The following is a 16,292-nucleotide window of genomic DNA, read 5'->3' as shown; positions in this document are numbered from 1 at the left end:
AAAGTCGGCTTAGCATACTCGCTGGCGGATACTTTCCCGCAGGATCCAGGAAACACTGCATAACTGTCTGCGCATCGCTCGTCGATTTATTCAGCGCTTCCCTGAGCCTGCCAGGAAATCACAATAACGCTTCTGGAGTTCGCCTCATGCAACGCCGTAACTTTCTCAAGACCCTGGGTGCCGGTGCCGCCGGCGTCGCCGCCGCACCTTTCATCTCCACCGCCAAAGCCGACGACGTCATCACCTGGCGCATGGTCACCTCCTGGCCGCAGAACTTCCCGGCGCTGGGCACCGGAGCCAAGGACTTCGCCGAGCGCATCGAGCGGCTCTCCGGCGGACGCATGCGTATCGAGGTGCTGGGTGCCGGCGAACTGGTGCCGGCCCTGGAAGTCTTCGATGCCGTGGCCGCCGGTACCGCCGAGATGGGCCACTCCGCGGCCTACTACTGGCGTGGCAAGGTCGCCGCAGCGCAGTTCTTCACCGCCGTACCCTTCGGCATGAACACCACCGAGACCAACGCCTGGCTCTACAACGGCGGCGGTCAGGCGCTGTGGGACGAGCTCTACGCCAAGCACAACCTCAAGCCGTTCGCGGTAGGCAATACCGGCACTCAGATGGCCGGCTGGTTCAAGAAGGAGATCCACTCGCTGGATGATATGCGCGGCGTGCGCATTCGCCTGCCGGGGCTGGCCGGCGAGGCCATGAACGGCATCGGCGCCACTGCGGTGAACATGCCCGGCTCGGAGATCTTCACCTCGCTGCAGACTGGCGTGCTCGACGCTGCCGACTGGGTGGGGCCCTACAACGACATGGCATTCGGGCTCTATCAGGTCGCCGATTACTACTACACCTCGGTGTGGAACGAGCCCAGCGCGGTGCTCGAAGGCACCATCAACCTGGACGCCTGGAATGCGCTGCCCGACGACCTCAAGGACGTTGTGACCGAAGCCGCGCGCAGTGCCAACCTGTCGATGATCGACGAGTTCACTTACCGCAACGCCCAGGCCCTCGAGACGCTGGTCGAGGAGCACGGTGTGGAGCTGCGCACCTTCCCCGATGACGTCATGCAAGCGCTCTACGAATCCTCCATGGAGGTGCTGCAGCGCCAGGTCGATAATGACCCGGACTCGAAGCAGATCTACGACTCCTACCTGGCCTTCCAGCGCCTGGTACGGCCCTTCACCGATGTGGGCGAATATGCCTATCTAAAGGGGCGTGACACTGTCGGCGCCTAACGCCACTAACGTGAATATGATGGGCGCCCCAGGGCGCCCATCGTCGTTCAAGCGATCACCGTCAGGCGTTCAGGCATCGGGGACGGCGCGAATACGGCCGTTGTCGTCCAGGGCGACCATCACGAAGCGCGCCTCGGTCACCTTGTAGAGCTCGTCTGGGTTGCGTTCCTGATGAGGGCGAATCCACACCTCGACGTCGACCTTCACCGAGCTGCGGCCGATATCACGCACCGTGGTGTAGATATTGACCACCGAGCCGACCCGTACCGGGCACAGGAAATCCATCGACTCCAGGGCTACCGTGGCGGTGCGGCCGTGGGCCTGACGCCCGGCAGCCAGCTCGGCGGCCTGGTCCATATGGCCAATCAGCCAGCCGGCAGGGATATCGCCGTAGAAATTGGTATCCTGCCGGGAGGCCAGCAGTTTGAGTGTCAGTTGGCCCTGGGGCGCGGGTACATCGTCGAGGTCGGTCATGGAATGTGCAGCATCTTGTTGTTGTGAAGGAAAAGGGCAGCGCTGCGCGACGGCAGCGAGACGCCATGATATACGCCAGCCATCGGCTAGCTCCAGTCGCTGCGCTAATCCACTTCGGCGGCTCGCTACTCAAGCGATCGGCCGAGCATTGCGAAGCAGCGGCCGCTTGATGCAACGTCTGCTGCTGCTGTGCTGCCTGCTGATGGCCTGGCCGCTGTCCGCCGACGAGGGCATCGTGGTGGGCAGCCTTGATTCAGTGGGTTCCGAGACCCTGGCCGGGCTGATGCTGCGCTGGGGTGAACGGCTCGAGCGCCAACACCCCGGGGTACGCCTGCAGCTGCAGGCCAGCGGCTCGGCCACGGCTCCGGCGGCGCTGGCCGCAGGCACCAGCCGGCTGGGGCCGATGTCGCGGCGCATGTCGGCGGCCGAGCGTGAGGAGATCGTCGCGCGGCAGGGGCACCCACCGCTGGAGATACCGTTGGCGCTGGATGCCCTGGCGGTGTTCGTACATCGCCACCACCAGCTCGAGGCGCTGAGCCTCGCCGATCTCGATGCCATCTTCTCCGATACTCGGCGCTGTGGTGCTCCTGAAACGGTTAACCGTTGGGAAATGCTGCCAGGCAGCTCACAGCGTGGCAGCGTGGCGCGACATGGTCGCAACTCGGTATCGGGCACTCACGGCGTGTTCAAGCGCCAGGCGCTGTGTGGCGGCGACTTCCGCCTCGACGTCAGCGAGCATACCGGCTCGGCGGCGGTGGTGGCTGCCGTCGCTGCGTCGCCTGGTGCGATCGGCTACGCTGGTGCCGGCTACCTCACCGCCGGCGTGCGCGCCGTAGCGCTGGAAAACGCTGGCGGCGAGGCGCTGACACCCACGGCAGACAACGTGCTCAACGGCGACTATCCGCTGTCGCGGGCGCTCTATCTCTACGTCAATCTGCCCCCCGGCGAGCGGCTGCCGCCATCCGAAGCGGCTTTCTTTGAGCTGGTGCTCTCCGACGCGGGGCAGTCGCTCGCCGAGGAGAGCGGATTCATCGCCCTGCCCGAGTCTCAGCGCCGCGAGGCCCGGGCGTTGCTCGGCCTGGAGGAGGGCTGATGTCATCTCGCTGTCATCAAAATGCCTTACTGTGGTTACCCGCTGCTGACAGGCGCCATCGATGACCGACTCTGCCACTACCTCCCGCCGTTTTCGCCAGCGTCTGCGCCTGTTTCGCGACCGTCTGGCCACGGGCGTGATCAGCGCCTGTGGCATCGGCGTGATTGGGGCAGTGTTGGCGATCGGGGTGTTTTTGGCCGTCGAGGTGGCGCCGCTGTTCGTTGCGCCAGAGGTGCGCGAGCAGCCTACCTCGAGTGACGCCTTGCCGCCGCTGGCGAGCCTGCCGACGGACACCCTCAGCGCCGCGGGCGAGCAGCAGCAGTGGCAGGCCGATGGCCGTGAGCTGGTGGTGTTTCAGCGCACTGCCAGCGGACTTCAGCTGTCTGGCCGCGTCGAGGCGGTGCCGCCATCGCGGCGTGTCACCGCGTTGGTGGCGCTGGAAGGCGGGCGTGCGCTGCTGGTCGGCGACGACGGCGGCGGCGTACAGCGCTGGGTGACTGTGGCCGATCAGGCCGTACCGGCGCCGACCGGCCACTATCAAACCATCGGTGAACTACCCATTCGTCAGCTGATTGCACTGCCCGGGCGTCAGGCGCTGGCGGTGAATGAGGCCAATCGACTGGGGCTCTACCAGGCCATCGGTGGCCTGCGCTGGCAGGGGCAGGCACCCGCCGGCGAGGCGCTGGGATGGGATGATCAGGGCCACCTGTGGTGGGGCACGCCGGATGCGGCCAGCCGCCTGGAGATCGATGCCGAACACGCTGAGGTCAGCTGGCGCAGCCTGTGGCTGCCGCAGCACTACGAGGGCCACGCCGTGCCCCAGCAGCGCTGGCAGACCAGCGTCAGCGACAGCCAGGACGAGCCGCGCTACGGCCTGGCCCCGCTGGCCTGGGGTACCCTCAAGGCCGCTGCCTATGCGCTGCTGGTGGCGATCCCGTTGGCACTGGGGGCGGCGGTGCATACCGCTTGCTTCATGTCGGCGGGGCTGCGCGCGCGAATCAAGCCGACCCTGGAACTGATGGAGGCACTGCCCGGCGTGGTGCTGGGCTTTATCGCCGGCCTGGTGCTGGCGCCCTGGGTCGAGCGCCACCTGCCAGGGGTGCTGGCACTGCTGCTGGTGCTGCCGTTGGGCATGCTGGCCGGTGGTAGCCTGTGGACACGGCTCTCGCCACGGCTGCGTCAGCGCCTGCCACTAAGCTGGGCAGGACTGTGGCTGATACCCTGGCTGGCGCTGCTGGCGGCGCTGGCGCTGTGGCTGTCGCCGAGCCTGGAGCGCTGGTGGTTCGATGGCGATATGCGAACCTGGCTCGAAATTCAGCTGGGCCTCGACTACGCCAGCCGCAATGCCATGATCGTCGGTTTGGCCATGGGCCTGGCGGTGATGCCGACCATCTATGCGCTGGCCGAGGATGCGCTCTCCGGTGTGCCCAAGAGCCTTGCCGAAGGCGCCGCAGCGATGGGCGCGACGCGCTGGCAGGCACTGTGGAAGGTAGTGCTGCCGGCGGCCAGCCCGGGGGTATTTGCCGCGCTGATGATTGGCGCCGGCCGTGCGGTGGGAGAAACCATGATCGTGTTGATGGCCACCGGGAATACCGCGGTGATGACGGCGAGTCCCTTCGACGGCCTGCGCTCGCTGTCGGCGAATATCGCCATCGAGCTGCCTGAGGCGGCCCTGGGCGGCACCCACTATCGGTTGCTGTTTCTCAGTGCGTTGCTGCTGTTCGTGTTTACCTTCAGCGTCAATACCCTGGCCGAGGTGGTGCGCGGCCGGCTCAGGCGTCGCTATCAGCGGCTGGGCGGGCCGACATGAGGCTATCCCGTGGCGAAGGCCCCTGGCCGTGGCTGGCGGCCGGCAGCGTAGCGCTATCGCTGCTGCTGCTAGCGGCGCTGCTGACCCTGCTGGCAGGGCGCGGGCTGGCGCACTTCTGGCCCGCCGAGGTGGTGCAGGTGGAACTCGACGATGGCAGCCGCTTCGCCGCGCGTCCCGGTCGCGAGGAGCGCAGCGCCGAAGGCGTCGAGCGGCTCTACCACACCGGCAATCGCGAGTGGCTGGGCACCCCGTGGCGCTGGGTCGAGGTGGCGCGTATCGTCGAGCAGCAGCGCCCGGCGGAGCTGGTGGTCATCGAGCGGCGTCGCTGGGGCGATTTCATCGGTCGGGTGGCGGGGCTCGAAGAGGATGGGGAGGCGCTAGTCTTAGAGGATGATGCGGCTCAGTGGGCGGCGCTGAACGCGCGCCTGGCGCGCCTGGAAGCGCTGCGTGCGGCCCGCGATGCGCTGCGCCAGGACGAGGTCATGCCGCGAGTGAGGGAGCTGGGCGCGGCCCGGGATGCTGCCAGCCGCGCCCGGCTCGAGGGCGAGCTGGCGACGGCCAACGCTGAGATTCTGGCCCTTCAGGCGCAGATGGCCCGCGACCGGGTGCTGCTGGAGAGCGTCGACGGCGAGCGCCTGGCGCTGCCGCTCGAAGACATATTAGCGATCCAGCGGCCCAATGATATGCGCCTGCCGGCCAAGCTCGGCGCTTGGGGGACAGGCGTATGGCGCTTCCTCAGTGAGGGGCCGCGCGCCGCCAACACCGCCGGCGGCGTGTGGCCGGCGATCTTCGGTACCGTGCTGCTGGTGCTGCTGATGTCCGCGCTGGTGGCGCCGTTCGGCGTGCTGGCGGCCATCTACCTTAACGAGATCGCCCACCAGGGGCGGCTGACCCGGCTGGTGCGGATCAGCGTGCGCAACCTCGCCGGGGTGCCGTCGATCGTCTACGGCGTGTTCGGCTTGGGGGTATTCGTCTACGGTATCGGCGGCAGCCTCGACGAATGGTTCTTCAGCGACCAGCTGCCGTCGCCGACCTTCGGCACCGGCGGGCTGCTGTGGGCGTCGCTGACCCTGGCGCTGCTGACCCTGCCGGTGGTAATCGTGGCCACCGAGGAGGGCCTGGCGCGGATACCCGATCATCAGCGCGAGGGTGCCCTGGCGCTGGGGGCGACACGGCTCGAGACGCTGCGCCGGGTGGTGGTACCGATGGCGTTGCCGGCGATGCTCACCGGCATGATCTTGGCAGTGGCGCGGGCCGCCGGCGAGGTAGCGCCGCTGATGTTGGTGGGCGTCGCCAAGCTGGCGCCCCAGGTGCCGCTGGACGCCGAGTTTCCGTTCCTGCATCTTGAACGCAAGTTCATGCACCTTGGCTATCATATCTTCGACGTTGGCTTCCACAGTGGCGATGTCGAAGCTGCACTGCCGCTGGTCTATGCCACCGCGCTGCTGCTGGTGCTGGTGATTCTGCTGCTTAACCTGACTGCAATCTTGTTGCGGCATCATCTCAAGGCGCGTCATGGCGCGCTGCCACGTTAGGAGGTCCGAGAGCCGTGCTTGCGCAATCTGCCACTCCGGCCAATATCGCGGAACGTGAGGCGGTAATCGACATCGCCGCCGCCGACAGCTGCCTGGAGATCCAGGCGCTGAGCCTGGCCTATGCCGGGACGCCGGCGCTCAAGGAGCTGACGCTGCGCGTGCCGAGGCGCCGAGTCACGGCCTTCATCGGGCCGTCGGGCTGCGGCAAGTCGACGCTGCTGCGCGCACTCAACCGGTTGCACGATCTCAACGAGACAGTCAGTCGACGCGGCGAAATACGCCTCGAGGGCCAGGAGATTCATGCGCCCGAGGTGGCGGTAGCCGAGCTGCGCCGGCGGGTGGGGATGGTGTTCCAGACCCCCAACCCCTTCCCGATGTCGATCTACGAGAATGTCGCCTTTGGTTTGCGCCTGCAGGGCGATATGCGCAAGCGCCAGCGCGACGAAGTAGTGGAATGGGCACTGCGCTCGGCGGCACTCTGGGATGAGGTCAAGGCGCGCCTGGGCGACTCGGCCTGGTCGCTGTCCGGCGGCCAGCAGCAGCGCCTGGTGATCGCCCGCACCCTGGCGGTCAAGCCCGAGGTTCTGCTGCTCGATGAGCCGGCCTCGGCGCTGGATCCGATCTCGACGCTGAAGATCGAGGAGCTGATCCGCAGCCTCAAGTCGCAGCTGACGCTGGTGCTGGTGACCCATAATATGCAGCAGGCGGCACGGGTTTCCGACTACACGGCTTTCTTGCACGACGGCGAGTTGGTTGAGTACGCGCCTACCGATGCGCTGTTCACCAACCCGCGCCTGGCGCGCACCGAAAACTACATCACCGGCCGCATGGCCTGAGCCCAAGGCTCCACCGGAGCCACCGCTCATCAGGAGAGTCAGCATGGATATCACCAGCGAAACGCATAGTCAGCACATCTCCAAGCAGTTCAACCAGGAGCTCGAAGAGCTCAAGACCCACCTGATGGCGATGGGCGGGCTGGTCGAGAAGCAGGTCCAGGAGGCCGTTACCGCACTGCTCGACGGTGACAGTCGGCTGGCCGAACGGGTCCGCGACAACGACAATGCGGTCAACGACATGCAGATCAAGATCGACGACGAGTGCACCCGGGTACTGGCGCGGCGCCAGCCGGCGGCCTCCGATCTGCGTCTGGTGCTAGCGGTGATCCGCGCCACCTCGGACCTCGAGCGCATCGGCGACGAGGCCAGCAAGATCGCGCGCAATGCCATGAGCCTGGCCGAGGCCGGCAACGGCAGTAAGGGGTTTATCGAGGTGCGCCATATCAGCGAACACGTGCGCAAGATGGTCCGTGATGCGCTGACCGCCTTCGCCCGCTTCGATCTCGACCTGGCGCTCGAGGTCGTGCATGAGGACGAGGCGGTGGACAGCGAATACACCACCGCCATGCGCTCGCTGATGACCTTCATGATGGAGGACCCGCGCTCGATCACTTCGGTGCTCAGCGTAATGTGGATCCTGCGCGCCTTGGAGCGCATCGGCGATCACGCCAACAACCTCGCCGAGTACGTGGTCTACCTGGTCAAGGGGTTGGATATCCGCCACACCGATCCCGATGAGCTCGACGACGAGGCGATCAAGCGGCGCGGCTGATGGCAGCGTTGTCGGCCCTCGAGGCTTTGACCCGCGGTACCCGGCTGGTCTACACCCCGGGGCTGCGGCGCTACGTGTTCGTGCCGCTGGCGGTCAATCTGCTGGTCTATGCCGCCATGCTGCATTACGTGCTCAGCCACTTCGGCGGCTGGCTGGCGGGCTGGATGGCGATGGTGCCGGGTTGGCTGGGCTGGTTGGAGTGGCTGATCTGGCCGCTGTTCGTGGTGACCCTGGTGTTGATGGTGTTCTTCACCTTTACCCTGGTCACCCACCTGATTGCCGCCCCCTTCTACGGCTTTCTCGCTGCCAGGGTGGAGGTCAGCGCCTGCGGCCGTGAGCCCCTCGACGACCGCGGCCTGCTACGCACCGGCGTCGATGCGCTGGGTCGCGAGCTGGTCAAGCTGGCGTATATCCTGCCGCGGCTGGCAGTGCTGTTGGTGATCAGCTGGGTTCCCGCCCTCAACGTGGCAGCGCCGCTGCTGTGGGCGGCCTTCTCGGCCTGGGTGATGGCGATCACCTACCTCGACTACCCGATGGACAACAACAAGGTCACCTTTGCTGACATGCGCCGCCGACTCAGGGCTCGCCCCTGGCCGACGCTCAGCTACGGTGGCCTGGTGACGCTGATCACCTGGCTGCCGCTGGCCAACCTGCTGCTGCTGCCGGGGGCGGTGGCCGGCGCGGTACTGATGTGGGATCGCCACTACCGCGGCCAGACCGACTGAATCAGATCCGCCCCTCTTCCACTGCGTGGCAGGCCACCTCGCTGCTGTCGCTGTGCGCGATCAGCGTTGGTGTCTCCCGCGCGCAGCGCGCATCGGCATGCGGGCAGCGCGGATGGAAGGCGCAGCCGGAGGGCGGATGCACCGGGTTGGGGACTTCGCCCTCGATCACGCCGCGCCGCTTGCCCGTTCCGGTCAGCGTCGGCACCGCGGCCAGCAGCATCTGCGAGTAGGGGTGGCGCGGCGTGGCGAACAGCTGCTCGGCGGGGGCGATTTCGGCGATATGGCCGAGGTACATCACCGCGATGCGGTCGGCCATGTGCTTGACCACCGCCATGTCGTGGCTGATGAACAGATAGGTCAGGCCGTACTGCTGCTGCAGGTCGCGCATCAGGTTGAGGATCTGCGCCTGGACCGAGACATCCAGTGCCGAGGTTGGCTCGTCACAGATCATGAACTCCGGTTCGTTGGCCAGCGCCCGGGCGATGGAGATGCGCTGGCGCTGGCCGCCGGAAAATTCATGGGGGTAGCGGTTGGCGTCCGGCGCCGAGAGCCCCACCTGCTCGAGCAGCTCGCCGACCCGAGTGCGACGCTGGCTGGCACTCATGTCGGGGCGAAACACGCGCAGCGGCTCGCCGATGATGGTGCCTACCCGCCATAGCGGGTTGAGGCTGGCGTAGGGGTCCTGGAAGATCATCTGAAAGCGCTTGCGCACCGCCGCGGCCTGCTTGCCGCTGCGGTTGACCAGGTCACTGATGTCTTCGCCGTCGAACAGCAGACGGCCACGGGTCAGGCCGTAGAGGCCGACGATCAAGCGCGCCACGGTGGACTTGCCGCAGCCGGACTCGCCCACCAGCGCCAGGGTCTCGCCGCGGCGGATGGCGAAGCTCACCCCGTCTACCGCCTTGAGGGTGAGCTTGTCGCTGCGCTCCAGCACGCGATTCAGCCACGGTTTGGAGACATCGAAGTGGCGCGCCAGGTCATGGGCCTCGAGCAGCACCTCGCCGCGCTCGGCAGTGGTCAGCGGATCAGTGGCCATCGGCATGCGCCTCCTCGATAACGGGGGTCACGGGGTTGTCGGGGTCGTGCAGCCAGCAGGCGGCGCGGCTGGTGCCGGTGGGCAGCAGCTCGGGGCGCTCGCTGCGGCAGCGTTCAACAGCGTGCGGGCAGCGCGGGTTGAAGGCACAGCCTGCGGGGATCGCCGCCAGCCGCGGCATCGCCCCCTCGATCTGGTAGAGGCGTTCGCGGGAGGTCTCGATGCCGGGAATCGACGCCATCAGGCCGCGGGTATAGGGGTGCTGCGGTTCGCGGATCACCGCGTTGACCGGGCCGATCTCGATCAGCCGGCCGGCGTACATCACGGCCACCCGGTCGGCAGTCTCGGCGATTACCCCCATGTCGTGGGTGACCAGCATCACCGCGGTGCCGCGCTCGGCGCACAGCCGCTTGAGCAGCGCCAGGATCTGCGCCTGCACCGAGACATCCAGTGCCGTGGTGGGTTCATCGGCAATCACCAGCTCGGGCTCGGCGGCCAGGGCCAGGGCGATCACCACGCGCTGGCGCATGCCCCCGGAGAATTGGTGCGGGTAGGCGTCGAGGCGGTTCTCCGGCGCCGGGATACCCACCTCGCGCAGCAGTTCGAGGGCTCGCTCGCGAGCCTGTTTGTGGTTCATCGGCAGGTGGGTGCGAATCGTCTCGATCAGCTGCTCACCCACCGAGAACAGCGGATTGAGGCTGGTCAGCGGATCCTGGAAGATCATCCCGATATGTCGGCCGCGTAGCGGCACGAAGGCGTCTTCGTCGAGATTGTCGATGCGCTGCGCGCCGAGGTGTACCTCGCCGGCGGCGATGTGGCCCGGCGGCTCGAGCAGCTGGATCACCGCGTTGCCGGTCATCGACTTGCCGGCGCCGGACTCGCCGACCACACCGAGGATCTCGCCTGGAGCGATATCGAAGCTGACCTTGTCGAGGGCCACCAGGGTACCGTGGCGAGTGGGGAACTCGACCCGCAGCTCGCGCACGCTGAGCACCGGCACGGCGGGAGTGCCGTCGTCGCGGGGGCTATCTGAGCTTGGGGTTGAGGACATCACGCAACCAGTCTCCGAGTAGATTGACGGACAGCGCCAGCATCAGCAGCGCCAGGCCAGGGAACAGCAGGATCCACCACTCCCCGGAGAACATGTAGTCCTGGCCGACCCGGATCAGCGTGCCCAGGCTCGGTTGAGTGGCTGGCATGCCCACCCCCAGGAACGACAGTGTGGCCTCGGCGATGATCGCCAGGGCCAGGCCGATAGTGCCGATCACCAGCACCGGGCGCATCACGTTGGGCAGGATGTGCTGGAACAGGATGTTGCGCGCCGGCAGGCCGATCACCCGCGCCGCTTGGACGTATTCCTTGCCCTTCTCGACCAGGGTGGCACCGCGCACCGCGCGGGCGTACTGCACCCAGTCGGAGAGGCCGATGGCGACGATCAGCACGATGATCGCCACTTCGGCATGCATCGAGCGCGGCAGGAAGCCGCGGATCACGCCGAAGATCAGCAGCGCCATGAGGATCGACGGGAAGGTCAGCTGGACATCGGCGATGCGCATGATAAGGGCATCCCGCCAGCCGCCACGGAACCCCGCCATCAGGCCCAGGGCAGTGCCCAGCACCAGCGCGAACAGCACTGCCGCGAAGCCCACCAGCAGTGATATCCGCGAGCCGTAGAGGATCGCCGAGAAGACGTCGCGGCCCTGGCTGTCACTGCCCAGCAGGTAGAAATTGCCGGTGAAATCCGAGGTGGTCAGCGGCGGGGTAAAGGCGTCGATCAGGTCGAGCTGGCGCGGATCGAAGGGGTTTTGCGGCGCAATCCAAGGGGCGAACAGCGCGCCCAGGAACATCACCAGGGTCACCAGGGTGGCGAGTATCACCACCGGCTGGCGTTTCCAGGAGTAGACGATATCGCTGTCGAGGAAGCTGCGCAGCTTGCCGGGCCTGGGTGGCGGCGTGACGGCGTGGTGTGATTCGCTCATTTGGCACCTCCCTGAACCCGCAGGCGCGGGTCGACCGCATAGTAGAGCAGGTCGACGATCAGGTTGATGACCACGAACACCAGCGCGATCATCATCAGGTAGGCGGCCATCACCGGGATATCCACGAAGCGCACCGCGGTAATGAACAGCGCCCCGACCCCGGGCCACTGGAAGACCGTCTCGGTGATGATGGCGAAGGCGATGATGGTGCCGAGCTGCAGGCCGATGATGGTGATCACCGGGATCAGGGTGTTCTTCAGCGCGTGGCGCAGGTTGACCACGCGCTTCGACAGGCCCCTGGCGCGGGCGAATTTGATGTAGTCGGCGCGTAGCACCTCGAGCATTTCGGCGCGCACCAGGCGCATAATCAGCGTCAGCTGAAACAGGCCGAGGGTGATCGCCGGAAGAATCAACGACGCGAGGCCGCTGCGGGTCAACAGGCCGGTATTCCACCAGCCGAGATCGATCACCTCGCCGCGGCCGAAGGCGGGCAGCCAGCCGAGCTCAACGGCGAACACATAGATCAGCAGCACGCCGATCAGGAAGGTCGGTAGCGACACGCCGATCAGCGAAGCAGTCATGATGAAGTTGGACAGCCAGTTGCCGCGGTTGAGAGCGGTATAGATACCCAGCACGATGCCCATCACCACCGCGAAGATGGCCGAGATGATGGCCAACTCCAGGGTCGCCGGTAGGCGTTCGACGATCAGGTCGGTGACCGGTCGTGCCGAGCGGTAGGAGATGCCGAACTCGAACTGAGCGGCGTTGGCGATGAATTGAAAGAATTGGATCGGCAACGGCTGGTCGAGGCCGAGGCGTGCGCGCAGCGCGGCGCGATCGGCTTCGGTGGCCTCCTGGCCGACCATGTTGAGGACCGGGTCGCCGACGTAGTGGAACAGCGAAAACGCAATGAGCGCGACCACCACCATCACGAAGACGGCCTGCAGTACGCGCTGGATCAGGAATGCCAGCATGGGATCTCCACGGTGAAGCCCTCCGCGCGAGGATAACGCGCAGAGGGCCTAGCACGGGTTACGGCTTAGTTATTGAAACGCAGGTATTTGAAGTGCGGGGTATTCTCGCTCTGCACCTGGAACTCGATGTCGTCACGCATCGACCAGGTCAGCATCTGGTGGTGGATCGGAATATAGAGGATCTCGTCGTGGACGATCTGCCATGCCTCGGCAATCATCTCGTTACGTGCGTCCTCGTCGACCTCCTGGCCCATGGCCACGGTCAGCTCGTCGACCCGCTCATCCGAGTAGCCGGTGAAGTTCCAGCTGCCGCGATCCTCCTCCTTGGTGTGGTAGAGGTAGTTGAAGACATATTCCGAGTCCATGGTCGGCACGCCCCAGCCGAGCAGATAGAAGTCGTACTCCTCGCGGGCCATCTCGGCGAAGTGCAGCGAGCGGGTCTGGGCGATCAGGTCGACGGTGACGCCGATCCGCGCCAGCATGCTGACCACCGCCTGGCAGATCTGCTCATCGTTGACGTAGCGGTCGTTGGAGCAGTTCAGGGTGACCCGGAAGCCGTCGCCGTAGCCGGCCTCGTCCATCAGTGCCTGGGCGCGCTCGACGTCCGCCGGCAGCACTTCGTCCATCTCCTCGGTGTAGCCGTTGACGAACGGCGGTGCGATCATCCCGGCGGGTTCGGAGTTGCCGCGCATCACCGAACGCTGAATGGTGGTGGCATCCACGGCGAGATTGATGGCCTCGCGCACGCGACGGTCGGCGAAGGGGTTGCTGTCGACGTCGGTGCTGTCGAGCACCTCGAGGTCCATGCGCATGCCGAGGAAGATGGTGCGGTTTTCGGCGCCCTGCTCGTTCTTGATGCCGTCAGCCTGTGAGAGGCGCTCGATATCCTGAACCGGGGTCTCCTGGAGCAGGTCGACCTCGCCGGAGAGCAGCGCGGCGACGCGGGTCGAGGCGGACTCGATGGGGGTGAAGATCAGTTCGGAGATCTCCATCGGGTAGTGGTCGATGCCCCAGTAGTCGTCATTGCGCACGAACACCGTACGCACGTCGGGCTCGCGGCTTTCGACGCGGAACGGGCCGGTGCCGTTGGCGTTGCGCACGGCATAGGTCTCTTCGCCGGCGGCGTAGTCCTGGGGTTCCTCGACGCCGTGCTCCTCGGCCCACTCGCGGCTCATGATGAACAGGTTGGTGAGGTTGTTGGGCAGCAGCGGGTTGGGGCCGTCGGTAACCACTTCCACGGTGTAGTCGTCGGCGGCGCGCACCTCGACGATCGAGGTCAGCAGGCCGCGCATATCGGCGTTCTCGTGACGCGCGCGGTTGAGCGAGAAGACCACGTCGTCGGCGGTCAGCGCCTGGCCCTCGTGGAAGGTCACACCCTCGCGGATTTCGAAGACCCACACGCTGGGGTCATCCTCGTGTACGTACCAGTCGGTGGCCAGGCCGGGTTGATACTCAACGTCCATGTCCTGATAGAGCAGGGTGTCGAAGATCTGGTGGTTGACCGAGTGGGTCGGCCCCTCGTTCTGGGAGTGGGGATCCATGGTCAGGCTGTCGGCGGAACGGGTCCAGCGCAGCGTCTCGGCGTGGGCCGTGGAGGCCAGCATGGCACCGATCACGGCGGTGGCGATTAGGGTTTTCTGGAACATCTTGTTATCCCCTGATGGTTCTCATTCAAGCGTTTGATGGGCGGCTGCCCGTGTGAGATTTCTCTCACAAGGTAGCCGAGAATGCCAGGAGAGCCCGGTGCGAATTTTCAGCGCTGTTTTGACTGTTGCAACTGAAACCGTCTTGCCAATGCGCCTGTTGAACCGTTCAGGCCTGTTGGGAAGCGTTGACGGCGTTGGGGCGGGCAAGGCGTGACGTTGGGAACACGCAGCGAAACCGTGCGCCTTGACCGGGGTGGGAGTCGATCTCGAGATGTGCGTCGTGGCGCAGCAGCACGTGCTTGACGATCGCTAGGCCCAGGCCGGTGCCGCCGGTGGCGGTGCTGCGGCCCTTGTCGACGCGGTAGAAGCGTTCGGTGAGGCGCGGGATATGTACCGGATCGATGCCTTCGCCGTCGTCCTCGACCTCGAGGCAGGCAGCGTTGCCATGGGCGCGCCAGCGCAGTGTGATATGGCGGCCGTCACCGGCGTAGCGCACGGCGTTGAAGACTAGGTTGGAAATCGCACTGCGCAGCTCCTGCTCGCTGCCCACCAGGCGACGCGGCTCCTCGCACTCGACGTGCAGGTGATGGCGTCCGGCGGAGAGCGACTCGGCGTCGCGGCGAATCGTCTCGAGCAGCGTATCGACCGCCAGCGGCGCCTCGTCGTCGCCGCGTCGGTCGATCTCCAGCCGCGACAATAGCAGCAGGTCATTGACCAGATTCTGCATGCGCGAGGTCTGGGCCTGCATCTGGCCGAGGCCGCGGGCGAGGCGCGGTGGTAGTTGGTCGGCGATATCGGTGTAGGTCTCGAGGTAGCCGGCCAGCACCGTCAGCGGCGTGCGCAGCTCGTGGGAGACGTTGGCCACGAAGTCGCGGCGCATCTGCTCGAGACGGTGCAGGCGGGTGATATCGCGTGCCATCAGCAGCCGCTCGTCGTCGCCGTAGAGGGTGATCTGGAACTGCAGCATCTGACGCTCGTCGATGGGCGAGGGCAGGGTCAATGGCTCACGGTAGTCGCGAGCGTTGAAGTAGTCGATAAAGCGTGGATCGCGCAGCAGGTTAGTGATGTGCTGGCCGCGATCGTGGACGGTCTGCAGCCCCAGCATCTGGCCGGCGGCGCTGTTCCACCACTCCAGGTCGCCGCGGCGGTCGAGCATCACCACGCTGTCGCTCATCGCCTCAGAGGAGTCCTGGATGCGCTTGAGGGTGTCGCGCAGACGCTGCTGAGTGATGCGTTGGGCCTTCTGGTACTTGTAAAGGCGGTCGAACAGCTCGCCCCACAGGCCACGGGCGGCAGGTGGTTCTGCGTGGGGGTGGCGTGTCAGCCAGCGGTGCAGGGCATGCAGCTGGCGCAGCTGGATCAGCAGCACGATGGCCAGCCCCGCAGCCAGACCGGGCATGGCCGCATCGAGCAGCCAGCCGGCCAACGAAGCGCTGGCGATGATCAACGCCAGGCGCCACAGCTCGCGGCTCCAGAGTCGCACGTCAGCCCTGGGCGGAGAACCGATAGCCGGTACCGCGCACGGTCTGAATCAGGTGCTGATGGGGTTCGCCCAGCGCCTTGCGCAGGCGACGGATATGCACGTCCACGGTTCGCTCCTCGACATAGACATTGCCGCCCCACACCTGGTCGAGCAGCTGGCTACGAGTATAGGCGCGTTCCTGGTGCGTCATGAAGAACTGCAGCAGACGATATTCGGTGGGGCCGATCTCCACCGCGCTGCCGTGGGCGCTGACCCGGTGGCTGGCGGGGTCGAGAATCAGCCCCTCGACCTCGACCGCCTCCTCGACGCCCTTGGGCGTGGTACGGCGAAGCACGGCCTTGAGGCGTGCTACCAGCTCGCGGGGCGAGAACGGCTTGGTGATGTAGTCGTCGGCGCCGGCCTCGAGTCCCTGGATCTTGTTGTCCTCCTCGCTCTTGGCGGTGAGCAGGATGATCGGCAGTTCGCTGGTGGTTTCCTCGCGCTTGAGGCGGCGGGCCAGTTCGATACCGCTGGTGCCGGGCATCATCCAGTCGAGCAGCAGCAGATCGGGCTGGCGGTCGACGATGATGGCGTGGGCATCCAGGGCGTTATCTGCCTCGATCACCTGGTAATCGGCCATCTCGAGGGCCACGGCGATCATCTCGCGGATGGGGGCTTCGTCATCGACGATCAGAACGGTCTTGGCGGACATCCGGTA

Annotated in this window: 15 protein-coding genes; 7 read left to right on the top strand and 8 right to left on the bottom strand. The window is 66.1% G+C overall.

The annotated features are described in order from the left end of the window. Positions 1–146 precede the first annotated feature (146 nt). Positions 147–1,235, top strand: a complete 1,089-nt coding sequence (locus BLT16_RS07855) for a TRAP transporter substrate-binding protein (protein ID WP_089657978.1) — start codon at positions 147–149, stop codon at positions 1,233–1,235. Between the two features lie 69 nt (positions 1,236–1,304). Here BLT16_RS07855 and BLT16_RS07850 read toward each other — a convergent pair whose 3' ends face one another. After that, positions 1,305–1,709, bottom strand: a complete 405-nt coding sequence (locus tag BLT16_RS07850; protein WP_089657977.1) for an acyl-CoA thioesterase — start codon at positions 1,707–1,709, stop codon at positions 1,305–1,307. Positions 1,710–1,878: 169 nt separating this feature from the next. On the opposite strand from BLT16_RS07850, the gene BLT16_RS07845 reads away from it, so the two are divergent. From BLT16_RS07845 to cysZ, 6 genes are all read left to right on the top strand, one after another. Beyond that, a complete protein-coding gene (locus BLT16_RS07845; protein ID WP_089657976.1) occupies positions 1,879–2,802 on the top strand; it encodes a PstS family phosphate ABC transporter substrate-binding protein in 924 nt (307 codons plus the stop codon). A 739-nt stretch (positions 2,803–3,541) separates the two neighbouring features. After that, positions 3,542–4,612 (top strand): ABC transporter permease subunit, encoded by a 1,071-nt coding sequence (locus tag BLT16_RS21220; RefSeq protein ID WP_422717924.1) that lies wholly within the window; start codon positions 3,542–3,544, stop codon positions 4,610–4,612. Next, positions 4,609–6,147, top strand: coding sequence for a phosphate ABC transporter permease PstA (gene pstA / locus BLT16_RS07835; RefSeq protein WP_089657974.1), 1,539 nt, complete (start codon positions 4,609–4,611; stop codon positions 6,145–6,147). Before BLT16_RS21220 ends, pstA begins: the two co-directional genes overlap by 4 nt. 65 nt (positions 6,148–6,212) lie before the next feature. Then, positions 6,213–6,983, top strand: a complete 771-nt coding sequence (gene pstB, locus BLT16_RS07830) for a phosphate ABC transporter ATP-binding protein PstB (protein WP_422717923.1) — start codon at positions 6,213–6,215, stop codon at positions 6,981–6,983. 43 nt (positions 6,984–7,026) lie between these two features. Further along, positions 7,027–7,755: a phosphate signaling complex protein PhoU gene (gene phoU, locus BLT16_RS07825; RefSeq protein WP_089657973.1), complete on the top strand. Its 729-nt coding sequence runs from the start codon at positions 7,027–7,029 to the stop codon at positions 7,753–7,755. Next, complete coding sequence (cysZ, locus tag BLT16_RS07820; RefSeq protein ID WP_089657972.1) at positions 7,755–8,480, top strand: sulfate transporter CysZ; 726 nt, start codon at positions 7,755–7,757, stop codon at positions 8,478–8,480. The genes phoU and cysZ overlap by 1 nt, the downstream gene beginning before the upstream one ends. Position 8,481: 1 nt before the next feature. Here cysZ and BLT16_RS07815 read toward each other — a convergent pair whose 3' ends face one another. The 7 genes from BLT16_RS07815 to phoB form a co-directional block, all read right to left on the bottom strand. Continuing rightward, entirely contained in the window at positions 8,482–9,522 is a 1,041-nt protein-coding gene (locus BLT16_RS07815) for an ABC transporter ATP-binding protein (protein ID WP_218124423.1), read from the bottom strand. Then, positions 9,506–10,564: an ABC transporter ATP-binding protein gene (locus BLT16_RS07810; RefSeq protein WP_176817195.1), complete on the bottom strand. Its 1,059-nt coding sequence runs from the start codon at positions 10,562–10,564 to the stop codon at positions 9,506–9,508. Before BLT16_RS07810 ends, BLT16_RS07815 begins: the two co-directional genes overlap by 17 nt. Beyond that, a complete protein-coding gene (locus BLT16_RS07805) occupies positions 10,539–11,492 on the bottom strand; it encodes an ABC transporter permease (RefSeq protein ID WP_089657970.1) in 954 nt (317 codons plus the stop codon). Before BLT16_RS07805 ends, BLT16_RS07810 begins: the two co-directional genes overlap by 26 nt. Further along, the gene (locus BLT16_RS07800) at positions 11,489–12,466 is read right to left on the bottom strand and encodes an ABC transporter permease (protein ID WP_089657969.1); all 978 of its coding nucleotides are present in this window, start codon (positions 12,464–12,466) and stop codon (positions 11,489–11,491) included. Before BLT16_RS07800 ends, BLT16_RS07805 begins: the two co-directional genes overlap by 4 nt. Positions 12,467–12,531: 65 nt before the next feature. Then, complete coding sequence (locus tag BLT16_RS07795; protein WP_089657968.1) at positions 12,532–14,112, bottom strand: ABC transporter substrate-binding protein; 1,581 nt, start codon at positions 14,110–14,112, stop codon at positions 12,532–12,534. A gap of 166 nt (positions 14,113–14,278) precedes the next feature. Further along, positions 14,279–15,595, bottom strand: a complete 1,317-nt coding sequence (gene phoR, locus BLT16_RS07790; protein ID WP_089657967.1) for a phosphate regulon sensor histidine kinase PhoR — start codon at positions 15,593–15,595, stop codon at positions 14,279–14,281. Between the two features lies 1 nt (position 15,596). After that, entirely contained in the window at positions 15,597–16,286 is a 690-nt protein-coding gene (gene phoB, locus BLT16_RS07785) for a phosphate regulon transcriptional regulator PhoB (RefSeq protein WP_089657966.1), read from the bottom strand. Positions 16,287–16,292: the final 6 nt, after the last annotated feature.

The sequence above is a fragment of the Franzmannia pantelleriensis genome (genome assembly GCF_900102875.1).
GTDB classification, from domain to species: Bacteria; Pseudomonadota; Gammaproteobacteria; order Pseudomonadales; family Halomonadaceae; genus Franzmannia; species Franzmannia pantelleriensis.
Note: the sequence above shows the minus strand (reverse complement) of the source record. Positions and strands in the feature narration are given on the sequence as shown.

Excerpts from the sequence above, each read along its gene's own strand:
- BLT16_RS07855 (WP_089657978.1), top strand. The coding sequence starts at position 147 with ATGCAACGCCGTAACTTTCTCAAGACCCTGGGTGCCGGTGCCGCCGGC.
- BLT16_RS07805 (WP_089657970.1), bottom strand. The coding sequence starts at position 11,492 with ATGAGCGAATCACACCACGCCGTCACGCCGCCACCCAGGCCCGGCAAG.
- BLT16_RS07850 (WP_089657977.1), bottom strand. The coding sequence starts at position 1,709 with ATGACCGACCTCGACGATGTACCCGCGCCCCAGGGCCAACTGACACTC.
- BLT16_RS07815 (WP_218124423.1), bottom strand. The coding sequence starts at position 9,522 with ATGCCGATGGCCACTGATCCGCTGACCACTGCCGAGCGCGGCGAGGTG.
- pstA (WP_089657974.1), top strand. The coding sequence starts at position 4,609 with ATGAGGCTATCCCGTGGCGAAGGCCCCTGGCCGTGGCTGGCGGCCGGC.
- phoU (WP_089657973.1), top strand. The coding sequence starts at position 7,027 with ATGGATATCACCAGCGAAACGCATAGTCAGCACATCTCCAAGCAGTTC.
- BLT16_RS07810 (WP_176817195.1), bottom strand. The coding sequence starts at position 10,564 with ATGTCCTCAACCCCAAGCTCAGATAGCCCCCGCGACGACGGCACTCCC.
- BLT16_RS07845 (WP_089657976.1), top strand. The coding sequence starts at position 1,879 with ATGCAACGTCTGCTGCTGCTGTGCTGCCTGCTGATGGCCTGGCCGCTG.
- BLT16_RS07795 (WP_089657968.1), bottom strand. The coding sequence starts at position 14,112 with ATGTTCCAGAAAACCCTAATCGCCACCGCCGTGATCGGTGCCATGCTG.
- cysZ (WP_089657972.1), top strand. The coding sequence starts at position 7,755 with ATGGCAGCGTTGTCGGCCCTCGAGGCTTTGACCCGCGGTACCCGGCTG.
- phoB (WP_089657966.1), bottom strand. The coding sequence starts at position 16,286 with ATGTCCGCCAAGACCGTTCTGATCGTCGATGACGAAGCCCCCATCCGC.
- BLT16_RS07800 (WP_089657969.1), bottom strand. The coding sequence starts at position 12,466 with ATGCTGGCATTCCTGATCCAGCGCGTACTGCAGGCCGTCTTCGTGATG.